General features: G+C 60.4%; 22 protein-coding genes. 5 read left to right on the top strand and 17 right to left on the bottom strand.

Features of this window, described 5'->3' with window-relative positions:
* Positions 1–30: 30 nt before the first annotated feature.
* Together thiO and ACQK2Q_RS00645 are read right to left on the bottom strand one after the other, a co-directional pair.
* Positions 31–1,164 (bottom strand): glycine oxidase ThiO, encoded by a 1,134-nt coding sequence (gene thiO / locus ACQK2Q_RS00650; protein WP_425407826.1) that lies wholly within the window; start codon positions 1,162–1,164, stop codon positions 31–33.
* Between the two features lie 58 nt (positions 1,165–1,222).
* Positions 1,223–1,801, bottom strand: coding sequence for a hypothetical protein (locus ACQK2Q_RS00645; protein WP_425407825.1), 579 nt, complete (start codon positions 1,799–1,801; stop codon positions 1,223–1,225).
* Positions 1,802–2,085: 284 nt separating this feature from the next.
* Between ACQK2Q_RS00645 and ACQK2Q_RS00640 the strand changes: the two genes are divergently transcribed.
* Positions 2,086–3,309 (top strand): cation:proton antiporter, encoded by a 1,224-nt coding sequence (locus tag ACQK2Q_RS00640; RefSeq protein WP_425407824.1) that lies wholly within the window; start codon positions 2,086–2,088, stop codon positions 3,307–3,309.
* Here the strand turns inward: ACQK2Q_RS00640 and ACQK2Q_RS00635 are convergent.
* The 4 genes from ACQK2Q_RS00635 to ACQK2Q_RS00620 all read right to left on the bottom strand — a co-directional run bounded on the left by ACQK2Q_RS00635 (position 3,306) and on the right by ACQK2Q_RS00620 (position 7,808).
* Positions 3,306–3,725 (bottom strand): hypothetical protein, encoded by a 420-nt coding sequence (locus ACQK2Q_RS00635; RefSeq protein ID WP_425407823.1) that lies wholly within the window; start codon positions 3,723–3,725, stop codon positions 3,306–3,308. The genes ACQK2Q_RS00640 and ACQK2Q_RS00635 overlap by 4 nt on opposite strands.
* A 10-nt stretch (positions 3,726–3,735) precedes the next feature.
* Positions 3,736–4,452 carry a protein kinase domain-containing protein gene (locus tag ACQK2Q_RS00630; protein WP_425407822.1) on the bottom strand — a complete coding sequence of 239 codons (717 nt, stop codon included), beginning with the start codon at positions 4,450–4,452 and terminating at the stop codon, positions 3,736–3,738.
* Between the two features lie 57 nt (positions 4,453–4,509).
* Entirely contained in the window at positions 4,510–6,750 is a 2,241-nt protein-coding gene (locus tag ACQK2Q_RS00625) for a TonB-dependent receptor (RefSeq protein WP_425407821.1), read from the bottom strand.
* Between the two features lie 248 nt (positions 6,751–6,998).
* Positions 6,999–7,808, bottom strand: a complete 810-nt coding sequence (locus ACQK2Q_RS00620; RefSeq protein WP_425407820.1) for an ion transporter — start codon at positions 7,806–7,808, stop codon at positions 6,999–7,001.
* 296 nt (positions 7,809–8,104) lie between these two features.
* Here ACQK2Q_RS00620 and ACQK2Q_RS00615 point away from each other — a divergent pair, with 296 nt between their 5' ends.
* A complete protein-coding gene (locus tag ACQK2Q_RS00615) occupies positions 8,105–10,510 on the top strand; it encodes a hypothetical protein (RefSeq protein WP_425407819.1) in 2,406 nt (801 codons plus the stop codon).
* 11 nt (positions 10,511–10,521) lie between these two features.
* On the opposite strand, the gene ACQK2Q_RS00610 is transcribed toward ACQK2Q_RS00615, so the two are convergent.
* The 7 genes from ACQK2Q_RS00610 to ACQK2Q_RS00580 all read right to left on the bottom strand — a co-directional run bounded on the left by ACQK2Q_RS00610 (position 10,522) and on the right by ACQK2Q_RS00580 (position 16,677).
* Entirely contained in the window at positions 10,522–11,802 is a 1,281-nt protein-coding gene (locus ACQK2Q_RS00610) for an amidohydrolase family protein (RefSeq protein WP_425407818.1), read from the bottom strand.
* A gap of 72 nt (positions 11,803–11,874) precedes the next feature.
* Complete coding sequence (locus ACQK2Q_RS00605) at positions 11,875–12,480, bottom strand: helix-turn-helix domain-containing protein (RefSeq protein WP_425411098.1); 606 nt, start codon at positions 12,478–12,480, stop codon at positions 11,875–11,877.
* 147 nt (positions 12,481–12,627) lie between these two features.
* Entirely contained in the window at positions 12,628–13,098 is a 471-nt protein-coding gene (locus ACQK2Q_RS00600) for a hypothetical protein (protein WP_425407817.1), read from the bottom strand.
* A gap of 91 nt (positions 13,099–13,189) precedes the next feature.
* Positions 13,190–13,816, bottom strand: a complete 627-nt coding sequence (locus tag ACQK2Q_RS00595; protein ID WP_425407816.1) for an ABC-type transport auxiliary lipoprotein family protein — start codon at positions 13,814–13,816, stop codon at positions 13,190–13,192.
* Positions 13,813–14,736 (bottom strand): MlaD family protein, encoded by a 924-nt coding sequence (locus ACQK2Q_RS00590; RefSeq protein WP_425407815.1) that lies wholly within the window; start codon positions 14,734–14,736, stop codon positions 13,813–13,815. Before ACQK2Q_RS00590 ends, ACQK2Q_RS00595 begins: the two co-directional genes overlap by 4 nt.
* A gap of 19 nt (positions 14,737–14,755) precedes the next feature.
* Positions 14,756–15,544 (bottom strand): ABC transporter ATP-binding protein, encoded by a 789-nt coding sequence (locus ACQK2Q_RS00585; protein WP_425407814.1) that lies wholly within the window; start codon positions 15,542–15,544, stop codon positions 14,756–14,758.
* Positions 15,541–16,677 (bottom strand): MlaE family lipid ABC transporter permease subunit, encoded by a 1,137-nt coding sequence (locus tag ACQK2Q_RS00580; RefSeq protein ID WP_425407813.1) that lies wholly within the window; start codon positions 16,675–16,677, stop codon positions 15,541–15,543. The genes ACQK2Q_RS00585 and ACQK2Q_RS00580 overlap by 4 nt, the downstream gene beginning before the upstream one ends.
* 138 nt (positions 16,678–16,815) lie before the next feature.
* Here ACQK2Q_RS00580 and ACQK2Q_RS00575 point away from each other — a divergent pair, with 138 nt between their 5' ends.
* Positions 16,816–19,065, top strand: coding sequence for a CHASE2 domain-containing protein (locus tag ACQK2Q_RS00575; protein ID WP_425407812.1), 2,250 nt, complete (start codon positions 16,816–16,818; stop codon positions 19,063–19,065).
* Positions 19,066–19,084: 19 nt separating this feature from the next.
* Here ACQK2Q_RS00575 and ACQK2Q_RS00570 read toward each other — a convergent pair whose 3' ends face one another.
* The 3 genes from ACQK2Q_RS00570 to ACQK2Q_RS00560 all read right to left on the bottom strand — a co-directional run bounded on the left by ACQK2Q_RS00570 (position 19,085) and on the right by ACQK2Q_RS00560 (position 21,596).
* A complete protein-coding gene (locus ACQK2Q_RS00570) occupies positions 19,085–19,603 on the bottom strand; it encodes a DUF6265 family protein (protein ID WP_425407811.1) in 519 nt (172 codons plus the stop codon).
* Between the two features lie 97 nt (positions 19,604–19,700).
* A complete protein-coding gene (locus ACQK2Q_RS00565) occupies positions 19,701–20,882 on the bottom strand; it encodes an MFS transporter (protein ID WP_425407810.1) in 1,182 nt (393 codons plus the stop codon).
* 81 nt (positions 20,883–20,963) lie between these two features.
* Positions 20,964–21,596, bottom strand: a complete 633-nt coding sequence (locus ACQK2Q_RS00560) for a hypothetical protein (RefSeq protein ID WP_425407809.1) — start codon at positions 21,594–21,596, stop codon at positions 20,964–20,966.
* Positions 21,597–21,693: 97 nt separating this feature from the next.
* On the opposite strand from ACQK2Q_RS00560, the gene pip reads away from it, so the two are divergent.
* Entirely contained in the window at positions 21,694–22,650 is a 957-nt protein-coding gene (gene pip / locus ACQK2Q_RS00555; protein WP_425407808.1) for a prolyl aminopeptidase, read from the top strand.
* Here pip and ACQK2Q_RS00550 read toward each other — a convergent pair.
* Entirely contained in the window at positions 22,647–23,342 is a 696-nt protein-coding gene (locus tag ACQK2Q_RS00550; RefSeq protein ID WP_425407807.1) for a winged helix-turn-helix transcriptional regulator, read from the bottom strand. The genes pip and ACQK2Q_RS00550 overlap by 4 nt on opposite strands.
* Positions 23,343–23,435: 93 nt before the next feature.
* Here ACQK2Q_RS00550 and ACQK2Q_RS00545 point away from each other — a divergent pair, with 93 nt between their 5' ends.
* Positions 23,436–23,789, top strand: a complete 354-nt coding sequence (locus ACQK2Q_RS00545) for a DUF1428 domain-containing protein (protein ID WP_425407806.1) — start codon at positions 23,436–23,438, stop codon at positions 23,787–23,789.
* Positions 23,790–23,835: the final 46 nt, after the last annotated feature.

Below are 23,835 nucleotides of genomic sequence, written 5' to 3'. Positions count from 1 at the left end.
TCAATTTGCGCGGGATTTATCAATAAAGCGCTAACCATGATGCGCCGCCGCCGTTACAGGCGCTGAAAAGCGCGAAGGGTTAAAACTTTCTAAATCGGCGTGGCGCGCGCCGTCCACAATGAGCGCCGCCAGATCGGCGGCGGCCGCCGGCGCGTGCAGAACGCCGTTGCGGTAATGGCCGAGCGCCAGGTAAACGCGCTCGCCCGCCTCGCCGAGAATTGGCGCGCCGTCCGGCGTGCCGGGGCGCAGTCCCGTCCAGCGTTCCAGCTCGCCCGCATCGGCGAGCATGGGAACGGCTTGCGCGGCGCTTTCTTTTAGCGCGGCGATAACCGCGTCATCCACATCGCGGTCAGTGCGGCCGCGCGCCTCGCTGGCGCCGATCACAACGCGCCCGCCGGCCTTGGGACATAGATAGGCCCCCGGCCCGCGGATCACACGGGTCAGCGCGCCGTCTTCTATTTCCACGGCGAGCGCGTCGCCCTTGACCGGAAAGACAATTTCGCTGGAGGCGAGACCGCTGACGGCGCCGCCTGCGAGGACGACCTTGTCCGCAACGAAAGTCGCGCCGCTCTGTGTTGTGCAACTGACGCCCTCTGGTCCAACGTCAATACGCGCAACCTTTTCCGGGATATGTTGCACAACTTTTTTCTTCACGGCGGCGCGCAGCGCGATCAGCAATCTTCGCGGGTCGACCTGCGCATCCTGCGGCGCCCATAAAGCGGCGGCGGTGTCCGGCGATAAAGCCGGTTCCATCTTGCGCGCTTCGCCGCCGTCAATAAGCACCGCATCGCCGCCGCGCGCGGTAACCTGCGCGGCCTGTTCACTCAAACTTTTCACCTCATCGTCGCTAAAGGCGAGCCCGAGCGTGCCGTCGCCGCGAAAATCGACATTGACGCCGGTCTCTGCTTCGAGCGCGGCGGCGTAATCCGGCCAGAGCGACAAGGCGCGCGCGCCGAAATGATAAAGCGGCTCGCCCAGCGCCGGGCCCGCGTCGCTGCTCTCAAAAGACGGCGCCAGCATGCCGGCCGCGGCGCTGGTCGCCGGCGGAATAATGGCGCCCGCGTCAAACAGCGCGATCGCCGCGCCGCTAGAGGTCAGCGCGCGCGCCAGCGAAAGCCCGATCACCCCGCCCCCGACAATCGCAATGTCAAACTGTCTCGTCATGGAAACACTCTTATGTCGGCTTCAGGCTGTGATGTCATCATCATGATAAAACAACTGCTTATTGTATTTCTTTCAGCGCTTTTACATCCGCCGCCGGAAACGCAATAAGCCGCGTTTTCTCGCGCGAGCCCACCGATGAGCCGAAGAAATAATTGACCACCGCCGCCGTCATGGTGGCGAGCGCGCCGAGCATGATGGAAAATTCCGTCTCGGCGCCTTCCGGCAATTTGCGCGCGACCATGACGCCAAGCACGACAAAAAATCCCAGGATCACCAGCGCGCCCAGCGCCGAGGGCGTCCAGTCATGCATTTTGATCTGGCGTTCGCGCGCATTGGCGCGGTCGCCGGCGTCGATGCCCATTTCCGCAACGCTCGCCTGACGCAACGCAATCTGAAATTCCTGTTCGGCTTTTTTCAGCGCAAGCAACTGTTCCGGTCCGGCGCGCGACAAGGTTTCGGCGATTGTGACTTCATCAACGTCGTCGGCGCCGAAGATCGCGCGCGATAACTGCGCCACTGCGGCGCCCGCCAGCGGACCGCCCAGCGCATGCGCAATGCCCGGCGCCGCGTTTGCAATCGCGCGTTTAATTTTGCCGCGCGTTTTCCCTTTTTTCGTAGCATCTGAAGATGCAGTCATAAGCGACTCTTTTTGCTGCTTTTGGAATTGAACGTGCTGGCATCATACGGCCGTAAAAAAACCCGTGGATATCTATCCACCACTTTTTTTTCCGTGGTATCATGAACCGTCGCAGACTGTCCGGTTTTCAAAAATCGACGCAGCTTCGCGGATGAATACGCCGCATGCGGTCTTTTGATAAACAAATTTCAATTTGCAATTGCGCGCGGATCAACTCATGGTCGCGGAAAGTGATTCGGCGCAAGTGAAAAGCGCTGAACGGCAACATTGGTTTTAAAACTCCCATGGTTCTTGCGATCGCCGCGGTTCTTTGCGCCGCAATATTCTGGATTCTGGGGACGGCGAAAGGAAAGCGCGGCAAGTTTCTCGACGCCGCCGCCCGTTCGCCCGGCCTCTTGATCGCCGGCGGCGCCGCTGTATCCCTCATCTGGCGCGCTTCGGCGGCGCCTTTCGCGCCGTCCGAATGGGTTGCAGGGGGCGCGGACATCATGCTGGCGGCCCTCGCCTCCGCCGCGGCGGCGCAATTCCGCATCACCAAGCTGGCCAGTGTTTGTCCGGCCTCTTTCCGGCTGACCATCGGCGGCGCGCCGCTGTTTTTGATCGTCTGCGGGCTTTCGGCGTTTATCCTCGCGCCGCAGCTGTCGTTCAGCGCCGCCTTTTTGCTGGCGGGCGCGCTCACCCTGAACGGCGCGGCTTTCGACCGGCGCGCTGTCACCGACGCCCCGGCGCCCTCTACCCTGAAATCGGCCGTCCGGCTCGAGAGCGCGGCGATCCTTGCGCTCGGCATTCCCGTCGCGGTGATGCTGGAAGCGGTCGCCACCGCCGCGCCGCAGGGCATGCCGATGATCACCCCGGTCTATGAGGCGGCGCGCAGCTTTCTATTCGCCTTCGCCATTGGCGGGGTTCTGGGTCTTGGCGCTGCGCGCATCGCCAATTCGCCGAAATACGCAAAACACGCCGGCGCCTTCGCCATCGCCGCCGCTTTCGTCGCGGTGCTCATGGCCGGCTTTACGGGCGCGCATCCCGTCATCGCCGCCGCGTCCGCAGGGCTCTTGTGGGGTGAGGAAACGCGCGCCACTGTCATGACCCGGGTGCGCCTGCGCCGTCTTGCGGAGCGCAATCTGGCGCCGTTCATCTATCTCGGCTTTGGCGTGCTTCTGGCGCCCCGCATCCTGCAGGCGGATCTCCTGTCCATCGTCTTCGCCGCCGCTGCGGTGACGGTGATGCGCGCAGGCCCGAGATTGTTCTCGCTCAAGAAAACCACGCTGGCGCGCGAGAGCCAGATGTTCCTCGCCTGGTTCGGCGGCGCGCCGGGCGCGGCCTCGGCCCTCTTCCTGATTTCGCTGTTCGACGCGCCGTCCATCGTGGCGCAGGATGCAATCCTCACCATCGGGGCGCTGGCCGTCACCTTCGGCGTCGCCGCCGCAAGGCTGACTTCGCGGCCGCTGGTGAAGTTGCTTTTAAAAGAAACGGCGCTGGCGAAGAAGCGCGCAAGGTTTGCGGGTTAGATATTCCACGCCGAACGAATTCGCTCATATTCGTTTTCAATTTTACCACTTTCATCATCGCAACAGAAATATGCAATGTTCAAAGCTGAATATTGACCCGGAAATTTTTCTATTTCTCGTATGAGCTGTAGGGCAAAGTCCACTGTCGCCCATCCACCCCCAATCAGGTATTGAGCACACTCGAACATTCTATCTCTTAGCGGATGCGTGACTGTCTTCCTCCATTCTGTCAAAAGTTCGCTGAGTCGAATATTTAAGACTGTGGCGTCCTTTGGTGGCCGACAGATTTCATGAAGCACCATAAATGACGCTTCTGGTGAAATTTTTGCAGCTAGATTGATTAGGCGCATGCACTCTTTCGCGTCGTTGTAAGGAAACTTGCAATCGATTAGCGCATCAAACTCAGCCTCGTTCACGATGCCTCCCTCACCACTCGAACGTTTCCAGATGCGCGCGCAGGTGAAACACGGTCGGGAATTTTTTCAGGATCAGATCCGAGCGGTTGCCCATGCAGATGTCGCGGATCGCCTGCGGCTGTTTCTTGTAATGATCGCGCCCGCCGGTGATATCGTATAAAAGCCGCGCGATGGAGAGCACGTCCGCGCGCCGTTCCGTCGCCGGGGTTCTGCCCCATTCGTGAAAGTCAATCGTCCGTAAACGGAAGAAAACGCCGTTGCGCTCAACGAAGATATTGCCCTTGTGCAGATCGCCGTGAAACTCTTTTCGCGCGTGAATTTCCTCAATGCCGGTCGTCAGCGCGTGGATCAGGTTCAGCGCCTCAAAGGCCGGCATGCGACGCCCGCGATAAGTTTTCATCATGTCTTCCAGAATGGCGCCGGCGAAATATTCACTGATCAGGCAATAGATGAAGCGGTCATTGATCCACACTTCCTCGGCGTGGAGATATTTCACGACGATGTCGCAGTCTTTGAGGGCGTCGAGCTTGCGCGCATAGCGGATGAAACGCTTCGAGTTGTGTTCCTTGGATTTAAAATAAAGTTTCGCCGCGCGCGTGAGGCCTGTCGCCTTCTCGCGGATTTTGTAGACCTCGCCCTCGGTGCCGGCGCCGATGGGCTCGATCACTTCATAGCGCCAGGTTAGGCGGTCGCCTTTGGCAAGGCCGAATGATTGCTGCGTGCTCATGGGGGCCGGACGGTCGCATTTTTTTGCGCTTTGGCAAAGCGCCTTTGCTGTGCGCGTCTAAAAGGTTTTCCGCAGTGAGACGGCCCATGTCCGGGGGGGCCCGACAAAGACGTTGTATCCGATGAACCCGAAACCGGAGACGGCGTAGTCCTGATTGAGGAGATTGCGCGCGCTGACCGCCAGTTCCAGCCCGGCGTCCGCGAACAAGAGCGCTGCTTGCGCATCGACAAGCGTGTAGGCGCGTTGCCGGCGGCCGGCGCGGCCCTCAGCATCGAGGAAAAACGCGCTTTGATATTTAGCATTGCCTTGAAGGGCGAGACTGACCCCTTTGGCGATCTCCCGCTGATAGCGGGAAAAGCCTGTGACTGAGACCTTCGACGCGAAGGGCAGCGGATTGCCGTCAAACAACGCCGCGTTGCCCCCAGTGTCTGTGGACTGGCGGATCTCGGACTCCAGAAGCGTCACCGAGCCGCCAAGGCTTAGCGCCGGGTCGGGGCGCCATGATAATCCGCCCTCGAAGCCATATGCTTCCGCCTTATCGAGATTGGACAGGGAGTTTGATGTAATGGACGTGTCGTCCGGCAGCGGGAAATTCACAAAAATCCGCGCCTGGGGGCGATTATAGTCCTGATAGAAAAGCGCGGCGTTAAGCGACAGATTCGCCAGCGGCGCGCCTTTGTAACCGGCCTCGAGGGCGTTCACTGTTTCCGCCCGGAACAACCCTTCGTCCTGGAAGTGCGTAGCGTTATTTTGCACCTCGCCATTAAAGCCGCCGCTTTTATAGCCATTGGAAAAAGACACATAGACCATGTTCTGCGCCGTAAAGCGGTAGGACAGGGCCACATTGCCGCTGAGACGGTTTTCCTTGATGCGATTGGCGCCAATGGCGGGACCGAGGCCGTCGCGGTTGTTAAACCCAATAACCCCATCATCAAAAATGTGAACGCCCTGGCCCTCGCCCTTGATATTTTCATGCGTGTAGCGTGCGCCGAGCGTCAGCGTCAGCGCATCAGTAAGGTTTAGGTCGTGATAGGTGAAGATGGCGGCGGTTTTGCGGGTCTGTTGGATATCCGTCACCAGCGTCGTCGCGACTCCGGGTGATGCTGGCGTTGGCCCTACGCGTCCGGGCGCGCCCACATAGCGGCAATCGCCGAGCCGTGTCGCCGGATCAAGAAGGCCGCACCAGATCAGATATTCCTGCTCAAAATCCTCAGAGGACGCCGTCACGCCAATGAGACTGTGACCAAGGGACCAGTCTCCTTGCAGGCGTAACTCCTCGCTCAATTGCAGGAACTCACGGTCGTAACGCAAATTTGCGTTCAAGGTTGGGTCGCCAAATGGAGCCGGCGCGCCGTCAAAATCGAAACCGTAATCTTGCGCATAGCCTTCTATGGCCGTCAGGGAAAAGAGCTCCCAGCCCCCGAGCGGGACTACAGCCTCAAGCGCGGCGCCAAAAAATTCATTGTCCGTATTTTGAACGCCGTCGCCGCCAACGGAAATTTCATGATCGCCAAGGTCCAGATTGAGATTGCGCGGCGCAGGATTGATCCCGTTATCTTCTTCGTAATGGGCGCGCAGCAAAACGCGCGCCGCGTCGCGCTCCCATTGCAGGGACGCGCGCACGCCAAACTCATCGCGCTCGCCGCCTGCGCGTTCAGGTCCCTGCGCAAAGCCCGGTGCGCTCTGGACGTTTTCAAGCATGGAATCCTGCTTCAGATAACGCCCGGCAATGCGTCCGCTGAGTTCATCGCCAACGGCGCCGCCGACGGCGCCGGATACATCCACCCGATCAAAGCGTCCGTAAGACCATTCGATATAGCCAGCAGTTTCTTGTGCGGGCCGGGCTGAGATGAAGTTGATGGCGCCGGATGAGGCGTTTCGGCCGTAGAGCGAGCCCTGCGGGCCTTTTAAAACTTCGATCCGCTCAAGATCATAGAGCAGCGGGCCGGTCTGTACGTTGGTCGCCAGAAAAACGCCGTCCATGTAAACGGCGGCGGCGCCGGGCGTCAGCGCCTGATGGTCCACGGCGCCGATACCGCGAATCTGGAACGCGATCTGATTGCCGTTCGCCACCGCCGCCTGCACGCCCGTCAGTAATTGCGTGATCTCTTCAGCGCTGTCGTAACCGCTCGCCTTGCCGGCCTGCGCGCCGGCGATCACGTCAATGCTCGCCGGGATAGAGTTTAGACTCTGCGCACGCTTGTTCGCCGTAACGATAACCTCGTCGGCGTCAGCGGCGGCGAGGTGTGACAAGAAAATAGCTGGCAAGCATAAACTACCAAGTATAAAACGCGACATGAAAATTTCTTTGATGACTTCTAACGGATGCCCTACCGGCAATAGCGCATGATGTCCATTTCAGAATTTCTATTCTTTCGGTTGAGGAAACGCGCGCCGCATACATAGCGCGAGGCATATGGTGTAAACGCATCATTTTCATTTCACCTGGCGCTCAAGCCTGGCTTGCACGCCCAGCGCCATATCAATCTGTATAGAGTATAATTATGACGCGTCAGACCGCTGAACGCCCCAAAGCCGGTCCGCCCTCAATCTGGCGCCTTCTCAGGCGCAGGGGGCAGCCGCTTCGACAGCTCCTGGATATCCTTGCGAAGCGCGCCGATTTCGAGACGGATCGTCTTTTGCCCGTCGATCACTTCATCGACCACGGGCTCTGAATCTTCCTCCACCACCCGCACGACAATGGCGACGAAAAGGTTCAGCATGGTGAATGTGGCGATAAGCACGAACGTCAGAAAGAACACCCAGGAGCGGGCATGGGTCTGGCTGACCTTGCCGGCGATGTCCGGCCAGCCTTCCAGCGTCATCACCTGAAATAGCGTGTACATCGCCTGAAAGACGTTTCCGAACAGTTCCGGATGATCGGCCCCGTAAAGGTTCGCGCCGATCACCGCGAAGACATAGACGATCAGGGCCAGCACAACGCCCACCGAAGCGATGCCGGGAATGGAATCGAGAAGCGCCGAGACGACCACGCGCATGCGCGGTATGACGGTGATGACCCTGAGAACGCGCAACACCCGGAACGCGCGCAGCGCCGCCAGGCCGGACGTCGCGGCGGCGATCGATACCGCGACAATCAGAAAATCGAAAATATTCCAGCCATTTTTGAAATAGGTCATGCGATAGGCGATGATGCGCGTGCCGATCTCCACCACGAAGGCGTAAAGGATGATCCTGTCCGCCACATTAAGGAAAGAGCCCGCCGCCGTATTCGCGCCTTCAAAAGTCTCCGCGCCCAGCACAATCGCGTTGACGATAATCAGGACCAGCACCACGCCCTGAAAGGGACGCGATTCCACAAATCGCTGCAATGAGGTCAGATCGGCGGCGGACATGGCGGTTCTGGACCCCCTCCTTGTGGAAAAATCGCGCAAAATGCGCCGCGATTCATATTTTTTAACCGGATTCCGCCCGGCTGGATTCCGGCTAAAGGGATTCTGGCTACAGGGATTCTGGCGGCGCAAAAACCGAATCATTGCCAAATCGCAATCTGAAGCGCGCCGCTTTAATTTCTGCTGCTGAATTGGCGTGGTTGACGAATTCGGCTATGCGAAAATATTGCCCGGAGCCGCATCGGGCGTTAGGCCTTTAACACCACTGCCTTTGCGAGATGGACCAAGCGAGCAGCGCCTTGAACGAACCTTCTGAGAATGACGCCGCCAACGCCGCAGATGATGCGCCGGACGATGAGGCGCGCATGCGCTTCAAGAGCATCGTAGAAGCCGAAACCCGCAATGCGGATCTGGCGCGCGGGTTCATGCTGGTGCGCCGCGACGAGCGCCGCTGGAACGCCATGAGCCGCCAGATCTGGCAGGTGGCGCGCCTGACGGCCATATTCGTGATCGTCGCCATTCTCCTCGGCCTGCCCATCGGCAACTGGCTGGCGCATCGACAGATCGAGGCGGCCACCGGCGTCGACCGGCCGTGGAACCCGCTCAATGTTTTTGAGATGGAAACGCTTTTATTCGCGTTCATCCTGCCGGTGATGGTGCTGTTTGTCGGCTACGCCCTGTCGCGCATCCTCACCATGCTGAACGCCGCGGAATCCATCGCCGTCGCCGCTCAGCGCATCGTTACGCCGGACGTGACGGCGCTGCAAAATGTCGACAGCGTCGGCAGTATTGTCGAAGCGCATATGTCGACGCTGAACCAGGGCCTTGATAATGCGCTGACACGCCTTGCTTCGGTCGAAGCGATGATCCGCCAGCATGTGGAAGCGATTGAGCTTGCAGGCGACGCCATCGACCAGAAGGCCGCGAGCGCGGTCGGGCGCGTCGCCGAGGAGCGCGCGCGCCTGATGGAGCTGACCGAGAGCCTTAATGCGCATGCGGACAGTTTCGCCGCCGCCATCGCGGAAAAAGCCAATGTCACCATCGAAAGCCTGCAATCGGCGGAGAACACTTCCCTGCAGGCCGAACAGGATTTCGACGACCGGCTGATCCGGCTGGAGACCGCCGCCGAACGCGCGTTCAACAGCTTCGAAGCGTTACGCGAAGCCCTGCGCGATGTGGATGAAACCATGCGCAGCTCCGCGCAATCGATCGACGCCTCCTCCGAGGAAACGCGCCAGGCGACGGAACGCGCGAAAAGCGTCGCCGACGCCGCGGCGGAATCCGCCGCGCGCAACGCCGCCAATATCGGCGCGTCGGCGCAGCGCGCCGCTGACGAAGCGAAAAAAGCCGCCGACAACGCCATTGAAGCGGCCAGAGAGCACGCCGAACGCACATCGCGCAGCGCCATCGAGGCAGCCGGCGAGGAATCCGCCCGCGTTCAGGACGCCGCCGCCAAAGCGCTCGAGGAGATCACCAAATCGACGTCCGGCGCGCTCAGCGCCGCCACCGAAGGCGCCGCCAAGGCAACGAAAGCCGCCGAGGAAGTCTCCGACGCCGCGCGCAAATCCGGCGAGGCGGCGGAAAAAGCCTCCGGCGATGTCGCCTCCGCCAGCGAACGCGCGCGCAAGAGTTCGGAAGAGGCCGTGAAATTCGCCGAGTCCGAAGCGACGCGCATCGAAGAGCGCAACCAGGCGCTCGCCGAAGCGCGCGCCGCTCTGGAACAGGAAAATGCGCGGCTTGAAACGCTGATCGAGGAACAGCGCAAGCGGGCCGACCGCCTCGCAGAGGCGATTGCGACGCAAACGGATCGTTTGTCCCGTCTTGCGGAAGCGCAGCTGCGCGAACAGGAAGCCGCCGCCCGCCTCGCCGAAGCGCAAAACGAAATGCAGGCGCGCGCCGACCGGCAAGCCGCGGAGAAAAAACGCGCTGAAGAAGCAGCGGCGCAAGACGCCGCCGTAAAGGCGGCAAGAGCGGCGGAGGAAGCCAAAAAAACCGCCGCCGCACAGGCGACGCTCGATCTTGGCGCGGCCTCGCGCACCCCGCCCACTGTTCTCAAACCTGTGGCGCCGGACCCGAAGACCGTCAAAACCACCGGCAACGGGGCGGCGCGCCTTGACGAGCTCGCTCGCGATATTGCCGAACGCCGCCCTTCAAAAGGCGGACCGCGCAAAACCCCGCCCCTCACCCTCGGCAACAAGGGGTCCGCCAAAGCCGGCGACGGACCGCGCAAAAAGCATAATGTTTCCTGGAAAGAGATTCTTGACGCCGCCGATGAAGGCGCGCCGCTGGATCTTGGCGCGGCCGCGAAGGAAGCTGAACAAAAGGCTTCAAAGGAACGGGCGGAGGCGGAAAACGCCATCCGCATTATCGCGAAGCTGCAGGACTTTACCTATGAGCTTGAGACGCGGCTCTATGGCGATCCGCCGCCGGCATTGCAGGAGCGTTTCGACAAGGGCGACCGCAATGTCTTCGCCAACCGCCTGTTGCGTCTCAACGAAGCGGACGTCAAGCGCCGCATACGGACGGAATCGGGCCGCGACCGCAAATTTGAAAACGGCGTGCATGATTTCCTGCAAGGCTTTGAGCAGCTGCTGGAAGACGCCACCACCTCCGAAACGGCGGACGAGGAACTGGAAGAATATCTGAGCTCGCCGCTCGGGCGCGTTTACCTGCTGATCGGCGCAACGGTCGGGTATTTTGCTTAGGACTGGACGTTCTACTCCCGGTTGATATGTCTGCGGCGGCTGTCATGCGACCAGTAGACGATTTCTCCGTCCCGCACGACGCCGTTAATATATGAAACGCACGCAATGCGTTCGAGCGGATTGCAGGCCAGCAAAATTAAATCAGCGCGCGCCCCTTTTTCGATAACGCCGTCGCCGGACCGGCCAAGATATTGCGCAGGAACGACCGTGGCGGTTCTCAAGGCCTCGAAGGGCGTCAGGCCGGCCTGCGTCATGAGCGCCAGTTCTTCATGGATTGCCGTCGCCGCCAGCTTGCCGCCGCCATCTGAATCCGTTCCCATCATCATATTGACGCCGGCTTTTTGAAAGGCCCGCACCGCCGCGAGACGGTTTTCAAGCCCCAGCCTGCGGCGGTCGATATCAGAAAACGCCGCTTCTGCAGGGGGAAAAGCAAGCTGCTTTGTAAACCAGACTAAGGACGCGGTAAGATAAATATCCGCGCTTGCCAGCGTCTTTGCGGCTTGGTTCAGTTTTTTCTTTGAAATCGGCGCGCCGAAATACGCGCCGCTAAAATCCTTTTCGTCCATGGCGAGACCGTCTTCGGTGGCGACAGTCTCGAATACGCCCGTCATGTGTTCGATCGAGCGCAAACCAGCGGACAGCGCTTCGTTCAATGAGACGACGACCGGAACATGTCCGGCGACGGGCATGTTCAGCTCGCGTCCGCTTCGCACGATCGCGGCGAAAATATCCGGCGGAACGAAATTATGGATCTTGATCAGGTCGTACCCGTCCTGCTGGAAGGACGCGACGCTCGCTTCGGCCTCTTCAACCGTTTCCGGCGTCTCATATCCCTCACGGGGAGAACTGAAATTGCCGATGGAAGGGCTGGCGACGATCATGCGCGGGCCGTCGAGTTCGCCGCGCTCGATTTTGTTCTTCCATTCGAGCAGAAACGGGCGGCCATTCATTTCCCGGATTTGCGTAACGCCCGCTTTCAAATAGCGCCCAAGCGAACCCTGGTCCGTTTCACGCAAATGAACGTGCATGTCGCTAAGGCCAGGCATGACGAACTGGCCAAGCCCGTTTAACGTCTCGAAAGTTTCCGGAATTTCAAGCGTATCCGCGTCGCCGTACATGACGACTTTGCCGTCGGCCAGCAATATCGTCTGGTCGTAGCGTACTTCGTCCGCCGTCATTGGCAGGATATGGACATTGGCGATGGCGAGGCCTCGCGCTTCGTAATCTTCCTCAGCGGACGCGTGAGCGAAGACAATCAGTATGCTGGAAACAATTGTTAGAAACGCCTTCATATCACCCGCTCGCTGTGAACAGCCGTCAAACTTGTCTTATGATGCGCAAAGCGTCTTGTATGAAATTGATGTTTAAAATCGGCGGATAAATCCGCCGGGAGTCATGCCGGTAATCTTCCGGAACTCTCTGGTTAAATGACTTTGGTCTGAAAAACCGCAGCGATAGGCCGTTTCATGAATAGTGACGCCGCCGCTGATCAACTTCATCGCTCGCCTCACCCGCTTTTCCCGCCGGTATCGGGCCGGGCTGACCCCAAAATACAATTTGAATTGACGCGAGATATGTTCAGGCGACAGGCTCTCGGCGGCGGCGAACCGGCGGATCGACGAGGTTCGCCCTTCGCGCGCATCCTGCGCGAGCAACGCAGACAACCGGCGTATCCAGCCTGAGGCGCGGGGCGGCGCCTCGCCGGAACCGAGCTCCTCAAGAGCAGCCCGCGCCGCGTTAACCGGACTGGCGTGCGCCAGCTGTAAAATATAATCAGCATCAAGACTGGTCTGCGTGCGCCGCCTGGACGGGGCCGCGCCCTGATCGCCGGACGGCAAGTTTAAGATGACAGCGCCGCCCCGGCCGATTTTATTGCTGTGCAGATGAAACGCAGGATGCCATACAATGGAAGAAGCGCGACAAGAAAACCGTCCGTCTATACTGGTCTCTTCGTACTCTCCGTCGAGCACAACCGCCAAATAACCGCATCCATGCCTGTGAAGGGGAATACGCGCGCATTTGGAGTGAGTGGTTTCTTCCGCTTGATGATGGGCAAGATAACGCAAGTTTTTACCGCCGCTCCAACTAAGACGCGGCGCAACGCTAGCCCAACAATTCTAGCGCGTCACCATGACATCCGTAATGTCCGCCAGCAATTCCTCTCCGCACATGACAGCGACGGCGCGATAATTTTCCGCGATAGCCGGTCCTTCATAACGCACGGTTTGTGTGGTGATGACCTGCGCCGCCATGCCGTCGGGCGGGTTTGCGGTCAGGTGCAGGCGCTGAAACGGCACGGCGCTGCGGTCCGCGACGCCTTCCTGCCAGCTAAATGTATAGCCTGCGGTCGGCGCATCCACATCCCCCTCGACGATAAGCGTCGGGCGGGCGTCCGGTCCCGGCATGGCGTTGACCCACGCTTTCCAGTTGCGCGAACCGATGAGCGGACAGGTCGTGGCGTCGCCGTCGCCGCCCATCTCGGGATTGCCGGGCGGCGGCGCGTCGCCCCGGCCGGGGCCGGCCGCCGGCGAACAGGCCTGCGCGACGAACATCAGGGACGCCAGCGAAACTGAAGATAGAATTTTCATGATGGATGTTCCTCCTGAACCCATGCGATCATGCATACATGAACACCGGAGGCCGGAAAATCGTTCATTATCCCCGGCATATAGCGGGTTTTCAGGAGGCGGGCCCCCGTGCGGCCGCGCCCTCGGTATAGGTCCAGTCCACAATTTCGGTCAGAAGATCGTCAAATACGTTTTCAAAGGCGCCGTAGACGTCGTCAGGTCTTGTGGAGCCCGCCTCCGCCCGCGCCTCGAATTTGCGCGCGGCGTAAACGGCGCCCTTGCCATTGCTGAGGCGCGCGTAAATTTCCACCACCGCCGGGCGGCCGCTCGCGGCGGCGTCGATTTCCATACGGCGGATATCGGTTTGCAGGACAATATCGGCGACCGGGATCGCAAGCCTGTCGCCCACGGCGATGATGCGACCGGCGTTTTCAAAAGTCTGCGCCAGCGCTGTCTGAAACAGGCGCGGCGCCCGGTCGGCCCACTCCGCGCCGGCGAGATATTCGATTTTGCCGGGTCCCGGCGATACGGCGATACGTACGGAATCGTAAACGCGCGTGGCGCGCGGATCTTCGATAACGAGCGACCAGTCAAGCGACGGCCCGGAGAGGCTCGCCGCTTCTGCAGGCGCGATGTGGAAACGCGGTTTCGGCGGCGCCGCTTCGGGCAAAACGGAAACGCAGGCGCTTGCGGCTAGCGCCGCGCCGAGACAAAGCAGTTTCGCGGCGGCCTTCATCATTCCTGTTCCCCTGCATATTCAGGCGCGCGCTCACCGAAAAAATAGGCGTTCGGGTCGCGGTCAATCTCGCGCAGCATGGCGTCGAGCGTGCGCATGAGACGGCGCGCCTCGTTCAATGCCGGCGCCACCTGACCAAGCCCCTGATCGGCGAAGACCCGCACGGACGCCCGGTTTTCGTTGGTCATGGCGCGCAGTTCCGCCACCAGCGCCTTTGATTCACTCAGCACTTGCTCCACTTCCGCCGCCGTCGCCGGCGCGTCTTCATCCAGAAAGGCCTGAAGACTGGTCGCCGCGGCGTCGAGTCTGTTCGTCACGCGCGCCAGATCCGATGTGATCGTGTCGATATTGCTGATCGTGCTGGAGATTTCTTCGTCGTTTTCGGCGAATGCGGCGGTCATGGTTTCGATATTACCGATGATGCCGGAAATGCCGTTGATATTATCGTCCGAGAGCAGACGATTGGCCTGCGCCAGCACATCGCTCGATCCTTCCAGAAACGCCGCGATGCCGGATGAGTCCGCTCTGATTTTCGGCACGCGCTCCTCGCTGGATTCTTTCAGCAAAGGCGCATTGGCGCTGCCGCCGACAAACTGAATGATCGCAAGTCCGGTAAAGCCGACAAGTTCAAGTTCCGCCTTGGTGTCGGTTTTCACCGGCGTATCCCTGTCCACATGGACGCGCGCGATGACGATCGACGGATCGTCCGGATCGATGGACAATTCGTCCACTTCGCCTTTTTGAATGCCGTTGAAACGCACCGCCGCACCGACGGACAGGCCGGAAACACGCTCTGTAAAGATAATGTCGTATTCGTCGAATTCACGCTGGGATTGCCCCAGCCATAGGATGAACAAGAACGCCCCGGCGATCATGCTGAGAACGATCGCACCCAGAAGAGCAAATTTTGCGTGCGTTTCCATGTTACTCTACCAACGCCCCTCAGCTCGCCTTGGCGGCGAGCGCAGCCCTTCCCCTGGGCCCTGAAAAATACTCCTCGATCCACGGATGGTCCGCGCGCCGCACCTCTTCGAGCGGTCCGCAGGCGATGACGCGCTTTTCAGCGAGCACCGCCACCCGGTCACAAGTCGCATGTAGCGTATCAAGATCATGGGTAACCATAAACACCGTTAACCCTAAGGATTCCTTGAGATTCACGATGAGATCGTCGAATTTTGCAGCTCCGATGGGGTCAAGGCCCGCCGTCGGCTCATCGAGAAAGACGATTTCCGGGTCCAGCGCCAGCGCCCGGGCGAGCCCCGCGCGCTTCTTCATGCCGCCTGAAAGCTCGGACGGATATTTCGCGCCGGCCTCTTCGGGCAGGCCCGACATGGAGATTTTCATGGCCGCAATGTCCTTGGCGAGATCATCAGGCACATCCAAGTGCTCGCGAATGGGCGCCATGACGTTTTGCGCCACCGTCATGGACGAAAACAGCGCGCCGCCCTGAAAAAGAACGCCCCAGCGCTGTTCGATGGCTGTGCGGGTTTTTTCATCCGCCTCATAATAATCCTCGCCGAAAACGCGCACGCTGCCTTCGCTCGGCAGTTTCAGGCCGATGATGGCGCGCATCAGGACGGATTTGCCCGTGCCCGATCCGCCGACGACGCCGATGATTTCACCCTCGCGCACATCAAGGTCGAGATTTTCATGCACGACGAAGTCGCCGAACTGGGTTTTCAGCCCTTCGACTTCGATAATATGTTTACCTGTTGTTTCGGACGCGCTCAAAAGTCGATCTCCAGAAAAAACATGGCGAAGAACGCATCGATCAAAATCACGACGAACAGCGCCTGCACAACGGAAAGCGTCGTACGCTGACCAAGTGATTCCGCGCTGCCTTCAACTTCCATACCCTGGTAACAGCCGATTACGGCGATCACGAATGCAAAGAACGGCGCCTTGATGACGCCCGCCCAGAAATGGTTGATGATGATGGTTTCCTGAAACCGCGAAATGAACAGCGCTGGCGATATATCCATCGCCGTCGCCGCGACCAGGCCGCCGCCGATCAGGCCGAGAATTGACGCAATAAACGCAATAATCGGCAACATCACGATCAGTGCGATGGCTCTCGGCAGGACCAGTACTTCCATGGGATCAAGGCCCAGGACGCGCATGGCGTCGATCTCTTCACGAATTTTCATGGAGCCGATCTGCGCTGTAAAAGCGCTGCCGGAACGCCCCGCGATCAGGATCGCCGTCAGCAATACGCCGAACTCGCGCAGCACGGAAATGCCCACCAGTTCCACAGTGAAAATATCCGCGTTGAAGAGGCGCAGAATTTTTGCGCCCATGAACGCGACGACGGCGCCGATCAGGAACGACATGAGGCCGATAATCGGAATGGCGTTGACGCCCGCTTCCTCCATATGGTGGACGGTCGACGTCCAGCGCATCTTGGAAGGCTGCGCGGCGACGCGCACCGCCGTGATCAATGTCTGGCCAATGAAACTGAGCACTGCCTGCGCCGACAGGATGGCGTCGTAAATACCGCGGCCAAATCGATCGAGCACGACAAAAACCGCGTTCCCGTGCATTGGCTCCACGTGACACGGCGCCAGATGCTCCTCGACCTGGTTCAGCAGCGCCGCATGGGGTTCTTTGGCGCCGATAATCTTCGAGGCGCCGGTGCGCTGCTCGCACGCCTGAAACGTGCGTTGCAGAACCATGGCGCCGGAAGTGTCCAGTTTTTCCACAGCGGACATGTCGATGACGATCTCGCGCCCCACCGAATCATCGGCGACATCGCGCAGTTTTTCGTCAATCTCGCCGAGATGGCGCGCGCGCCAGTCTCCCCGGGCGATTAAATTTAATACGCCCTCTTTCACATCAATGTCGAAACTCGCGGCCGAATCCGCCATGATTAACGCTTCCTTAAGGGTTCCGGGCCCCGGCCCGCCCCTTGCAACTGTTATGCTTTACAACAGGATAATAAAATCATCCTGAATAAGCGCGAAATTGTGTGCTAAGCCCTCGCCAGGGATCTCGAAAGGGTCGAATTGTCCAAGCGTATGTTTTCCAAGCCTTTTCAGTGGCTGTCGGCGCTGCCGCTGCTCGCCGTGACGGGGGCGCTGGCGATCATCGCCATTTTCGCGCTGGCCGGCGCGCAATCGCCCGATGCGACCATGCGAGAGCGTTTGTTTGATTATTTTCAGCGCCTCGACCCGTCTTCGGGCGATGCGTCGGAACGCTTTCATCTGGTTCTGATCGACCGCGAAAGCGTGGAGGCGGTGGGTCCGTGGCCATGGCCGCGCACCGTGCTGGCGGACCTCGTGGCGGCGGCGGGAGAAGCCGGCGCCAGCGCCGTTGTGCTCACCGAAGCCGTGGACGCGCCCGACCCGCTTTCCCCGGAGACCATCGGGGAATTCTGGCTTTCCGGGGCGCGCGACGAAGCTTTCGCCGAACAACTGGCGCTATTGCCGGTGACCGACGAACAACTCGCCGCCGCGTTCGAGGGCGTGCCCGGCGCCGTCGGCGTTTCGCTGACGCCGCCGCTTGAGCCGAACCGCACCGCGTCGCTGTCGCGCAGCGATATGAAACGCGCCGGCTGGCTGAACGTCGCCGCCAGCGGAGATTTTGTCGCCCTGCCGGCAGCGCGATATTTTTACGCGATCAACCCAGCGCTTGCCGAAGCGGCGCGGCCCGCCGTCGCCGCGCTGCCCGCCGACCGCGACGGAGTCTTCCGGCGCACGCCGCTGTTGTGGACGCTTGGCGAAACGCCGGCGCCTTCCATTGCGCTTGAAGCGGCCCGGCTGGCGCTCGGCGTTGAGACGGTTTCGGCGGCGACGCGCGCTTCAACGACGCATGCGCAGGGGCGCGTTCTGGAAAGTATCCAGCTTGCGGACATGACGCTCGATGTCAGCGACACGGCCTCCATGCGGCTATATCCGCCGAAGCGGCTTACCGTGCCGTCAACCTCGGCGGCGCGCCTGCTCGACAGTCTTGACGCCAACGCACAGCTTGACGGCGCCGTTGTGCTCATCGGTCTCGATACGGAGCTTGGCGACAGCGTGAAGAGCGCGCGCGGCGAGATATCGCGGCCCGCCGCCCATGCGCTGGCCGCCGCACAGATTGTTTCAGGCGATACGCCGAAGCGGCCCGTGTGGACCGGCTACATGGAAGCGCTGGCTGTGATGGTGTTCGGCGCGGCGGCGATCATGATCGCCCAGCGATTGCAGTTCTGGCAGGCGGCGGGGTTCGCCGCCCTCGTCTCGCTGATCCTTCTGATCGCGGCTTTCGGCGCCTTCGCATTCGGGGATATTCTGCTCAATCCGTTGCCGGCGGCGACAGCGCTGTTCCTCGGAGCCTTTTCCGTCGCCGGAGGACGCTCCATCGGCGGCGTGTTGCGCGATGACAATCTGCGCGGCTCTTTCCACGACACGCTTCCCGAAGCCGCCATGAAACGTCTGCGCGAAGACGCGGGCAGCGACATCCTGAAAGGCGTTCACCGCGATATCACCGTGCTCGCCTGCGAATTGCGCATCGCCGACGACGATCTGCGCACCATGGAAACCCTGCCGGATGATGTGACAAAGCTGCTGGCCGCCGCCAGCAACGAGTTGCGCCAGACGATTATCGCCAGCGGCGGCGCCGCCGACCAGGCGGACGGCGGGCGGCTTTTCGCCTATTACAACGCCCCGCTTGAAAGCGCCGATCATGTGCAGGCGGGGTGCGCCGCGGCGTTGCGCCTTATCGAGAGCATGGACAAGATCAACGCCGATCTCGATGCGTCGAGCCGCACGCGCGGCATGCAGATTCATCTGGCGATCGGAATTGCGACGGGCGTTTGTTTTGTGGGGCCCATGGGACACGGCCGCAATAACCGCTATTCCGCCGTTGGGCCCGCGGTCGATCGCGCGGCCTTCCTGCGCGGCCAGTCGGAATTTTACGGGCCCGCCATGATCTGTGATGAAAGCGTCCACAAGGAAACGCATCATCATTTTGCGTATCTGGAACTCGACCGGTTAAAATTGCGCGGCGAGACGCGTCCCGTATCCATCTACGCGCTTATCGGCAATCCGTTCATCAAATCGTCCAAAGCCTTCCGCGCGCTGGACGATACGCACCGCCAGTTGCTCGCCGCCTATCGCGCAGGCGACATGGAGAAAGCGCAAGGCCTCCTGGAAAAAGCGAAAAACTCGCCCGGCGCCAAAATCGCGCTCTTTGACATTTACGAGGAGCGGATTCGCAAATTTTCCGAAAAAGGCCTGCCGGAAGGCTGGGACGGCGCGCACCCTGCGGACGGATGAGCCGCCGATCACGCCGGCGCTAGTCCGTCTTCCGATACGCAAATTCCAGCCTGCCCTGCCCATCGACGATCACCGCTGCGCGCAGTTCATCCGGACCCGTCATTTTGAAGGTCAGCCCATCGAAATAGACGGCGTTCTCCTCCGCCGCCACGAGCGGGAAAGAAACGTAATCATCCTTTTCCTCCCAGCCCTTGAGGTCCGGGTTGAAATGTTTGATTTTGAGCACGAGCGTATCGTCGATCTCCGCAAACAAATAAAACTCGTAAAACATCAGCGTCCCGTCGGGTTTGGTCTGACGGAACATGCCCATCATCTGACCATCCAGCGGCGGCGAGACGATTTCCTCAGACTTGCCGCCAAGGCCAGCGCCCTTCCAATGACCGATCAGCCAGGAAAGGTCGCCGATCTGGGCGGGCGGCGAGGATTGCCCATCGCCCAAGGTTTTGATTTCGACATTGGCGTCAACGTTGGTTTCCGCCGCCTGCGCAAGCGGGCCAAACATCAACGCCGCTGCAATTAGAGTTAAGAATATTCGCATCTCTCTCTTCTGCTCCGGACTATCGCAATTTCAGGCGCGGCGCCCCTCGCCGCCCGTTCAGGTCCTAGACGCGCGGCGCCGCGTGAAATCGACAAATTCAGTCGAAAAGCCTGCCGCCGTCCCACAAGCGCGAGGCGACGAGCGCGGCAATCATCGCACCTGCGCCCATGCCAGCCATCAGGAGATAGGCTGTGCGCGCGCCTTGCGCGTCCCAGACATAGCCCGCGATCACTGTCGCCAGCCCTGTGATCGCCCCGACGCCGGTCGCCGACATCACGGTCATGCCGGTATTTACCAGCCGCAGCGGCGCGGCCCGGTCGAGAAACTCAATCGCGCCGAGATAGGCTGCAGCGAAGGTGAAGGCGTGCAATGTCTGCACAAGGAACAGCGCCGGCAAGGGCGGATCGAATGCGATAATCGCCCAGCGCACCGCCGCCGCGCCGCCGCCCAGCATTAAAAGCGCGGCGGGACCAAGCCTGGCGGCGAGCCCGCGCATGCGCGTCAGCATGAAAATTTCCACAATCACGCCCGTCGCCCAAAGCCATCCGATGGTGAAGGTCGAATAACCGATGGCTTCCCAGCGCAAAAAAGAAAAAGCGTAGTAAACCGCATGAGCCCCTTGCGTCAGGCCCGCAGACAACAGGACAGCGAGAAAAACAGGGTTCGCAACAAGCCTTGGCGCCTCGCGCCATGAGACAGGTCTCGCCCCGCCGCGTCCGCCCGCCCCTTCCGGCAGCCACCAGGACGACAAGAATGCAAGCGCGGCCGCGCCCGCCATCAGCGGCGCTGCAGCGCCGACCCCGGTGCGCGAAAGCACCGCGCCGCTGAGGATCGTTGTCGTCAGAAAGAACACGGAGCCGACCGCGCGCGTTTGCCCGTAATGCAGCCAGCCATTGCGGTCAGCGCGCAAAACCGCCGTATCCGTCAGCGGCACAAGCAGACCGAACGTCCAGATCACCAGCGCCGCCGATGCGCCGATCAGAATTTTGCCGGGCAAAACAACAAGGCCCGCCGCGCCAAGCGCAAAGAGGAAACTGACGGTGCGCAGCGCTCGGCGCTCATCGTCCTGATGATCGGCCCAATAGGCGACAAGCGGCCCCAAGGCGAGACGCGCGATCAGCGCTGCGCCGGTGATCAGCCCGATTTCGCTGGCGGCGAATCCCTTCAGCACCAGCCAGCCCGCAAAAAACGGCAGTTGAACGCCAAGCAGTATGAATTGCCCGGCGTAAAACGCGCCGTAAAATACGCCCGCCCTGTTATGGGATAGCTTGTCCGCCATCCGCCAGGGTCTTAGAGCATGCTGTAAAAAAGAAAAACCGCCGCGATGGGGTTCCTTATAATCGCATGCAGCCCGCGGCGCTTACCGGGGGTCGCCGCTGCGGGCGGCGATTGTTTCTGTGCGGTCTTTTTCTACGCGCTCCGCCAGCGCGTCAGCCGCGCGGCCCAGCTCGCGAATGACGTCGGCGTATGCGGTGCGGATCACATCGATCTCGTTGCTGTCGACGCTTTCGCCGCCCTGTTCGATCTCGCGCGCCGCGCTTGTATAAATCTTGCGGTTCTCTCTCAACGCCTGAATGGCGCCTTCCACCGTGACAACATCATTCATGGTTACGCGGGCTGAAGCGCTCGCATTAAGCGCAATGCGCGACAGACGGTCCGCCGCTTCCAGATTGCGGCGCGCATCGAGCGCCAGCTTCTGAAACCGCATGCCGACCGGCTGCAGCGTGTTGACATAGGTTGCGACCGCTTCGCTCCGGCTGACGCGATTGTCATCGCCCGCCCCGGCAATCCGGGCGACGATGGAAACCGGCTGCGGCTTCGGCCAAGGCGTGGCTTTCACGTCCCGCGCGGCGTCGACCAGCATGTCGCGTTCTGCGACAATTTCAGGCTGAGAGCGATTTTCGGCGAGGATCGGCCCGACGGCGCAACCGCCGGCCATGAACAATAAACAGACTGCAGCAACGCCCTTCAGGCGGCCATTACGAGAGATCACTTGCGTCCCTACTCCAACTAGAACTTGTGGCGCACACCCTACCCATCTAAGTCCTTAGCAAAATGATTCGGAATTGTCAGCCCGGGATTGCATCTGAATGAGTGAATTGCGCAGCCTGTATCCGCCGCTGGAAGCCTCGGACGCCGGAATGTTGCGCGTCTCTGAGCTGCACGAGATCTATTACGAGGTCTCAGGCGCGCCGGACGGCAAACCCGTCGTGGTCTGCCATGGCGGCCCCGGCGGCGGCTCAACACCCTCCATGCGCCGTTATTTCGATCCTGCGCGGTATCGGATTGTGCTGTTCGATCAGCGCGGCTGCGGCAAGTCCAGGCCCCACGCGGAACTTGAAGACAACAATACCTGGGCGCTTGTAGACGACATGGAAAAACTGCGCGCGCATCTGGGCATTGACCGCTGGCAGGTTTTTGGCGGCTCGTGGGGATCGACGCTCGCGCTTGCTTATGCGCAAACCTGTCCGGACCGCGTCAGCGAGCTTGTGCTGCGCGGTATTTTCACCCTGCGCCGGGCCGAGCTTGAATGGTTTTATCAGGAAGGCGCAAGCTGGGTGTTCCCGGAAGCCTGGGCAAATTATCTGGCGCCGATCCCCGAGGCTGAACGCGGCGACATGATCTCCGCCTATTACAAACGTCTGACGGGCGACAATCAGAACGAGCAGTTGCAGGCGGCGAAAGCATGGAGCCTGTGGGAGGGCGGCACGGTCAGCCTGTTGCCGTCTGAAGAACGGATGCAGACTTTTTCAAGCGATGCCTTCGCGCTGGCGTTCGCACGGATTGAATGCCACTACTTTCAGCATGGCGGTTTTTTCGACTGCGACGACCAGATCATGCGCGAAATCGACCGTGTGCGTCATATTCCGGCCATCATCGTGCAGGGGCGGTATGATATCGTCACGCCGATGAAGACAGCATTTGAGATGCATCAACGCTGGCCGGAAGCGGAATTCAATGTGGTGCTCGACGCCGGTCACGCCGCCAGCGAGCCCGGCATCATCGACGCGCTGGTGCGCGCGACGGATAAATTCTCCCGCAGTTAACTTGCGCAGGACGCTTTTGGCGGCAAATCGAATAGCGACAAAAATCTGCGGGCGAGCCTGCGGTCGCCCTGCAATGACAAATCATCTGTTTTTTCTGCGTCTGCGACTGGATGGCCGCCATAGGTAATGGCCGCCATCAATTCGGGTTCGCATTCAAAGACAGCATCGGCGCTGCTTGCATCGCCGCGCGCGATATCGATGCCGCCATTGCGGACATCCGCTATAAATTCCTGGCGTCCGAACCGGAAACCGATGCGCGCCTTTATGTCCTTCGCGCGCTCCGGCGAGATCATGGTTTTGAGCGACTGCATCATCGACGCCGCAGAAAGCGGCAGTGTCGGGTCGTGGCCCGGCGAGCGCGCCGCCCAACGCCCCATGACCTGCAAAATGGGCTCGCTTTCATAGCCCCATTCAGTCAGTTCATAGACCTGCACATTGGCCGGCGGCGGCAGAATGCGGCGCACCGCGACGCCTGCCGCCTCAAAGCCTTCAAGCCGTTGCGTCAGCGCCTGCGCCGATATGCCCGGCAGGCTGGATTTCAATTCGCTGAACCGGCGCGGCCCGAACATCAATTCGCGGATAATCAGCAGCGCCCAGCGCTCGCCCAAAAGTTCCAGCGCATGCGCCGTGCCGCAGGCGTCGTCATACCAGCGCCTCGGGTCGCTTTCGGGCGCTGATTTCTTTTTAGTCATTTTTTTTGACTTGACAGTTATTTTTTTTGATTTCATGGTCACTTTTATAGATTGATGCGCGAGTATCGTCAATAAATCAGGAAGGAGAGACCCATGCCCTATATCGAAGGATTCGTCGCCGCCGTACCGGCCGCCAACAAGGAGGCTTATGCAAAACACGCCGCCGACGCCGCGCCCCTCTTCAAGGAGTTTGGCGCGACCCGTATGGTCGAGTGCTGGGGCGATGATATTCCGGACGGCGAACTCACGGATTTCAAAAAAGCGGTGAAGGCCAAGGATGACGAGGTCGTGGTCTTTTCCTGGTTCGAATATCCCTCAAAGGAAGTGCGCGACGCCGCCAATAAAAAAATGATGTCCGATCCGCGCATGAAGGAAATGGGCGCAACGATGCCGTTCGACGGCAAGCGCATGATCTTTGGCGGCTTCACGCCCATCGTTGACATCTAGTTTTACGGCGCCGGCCCGCAGACGGCGCGGCCAGACATGCAAAAAC

Source organism: Hyphococcus sp. (assembly GCF_965228385.1).
Taxonomy (GTDB): Bacteria; Pseudomonadota; Alphaproteobacteria; order Caulobacterales; family Parvularculaceae; genus Hyphococcus.
Note: the sequence above shows the minus strand (reverse complement) of the source record. Positions and strands in the feature narration are given on the sequence as shown.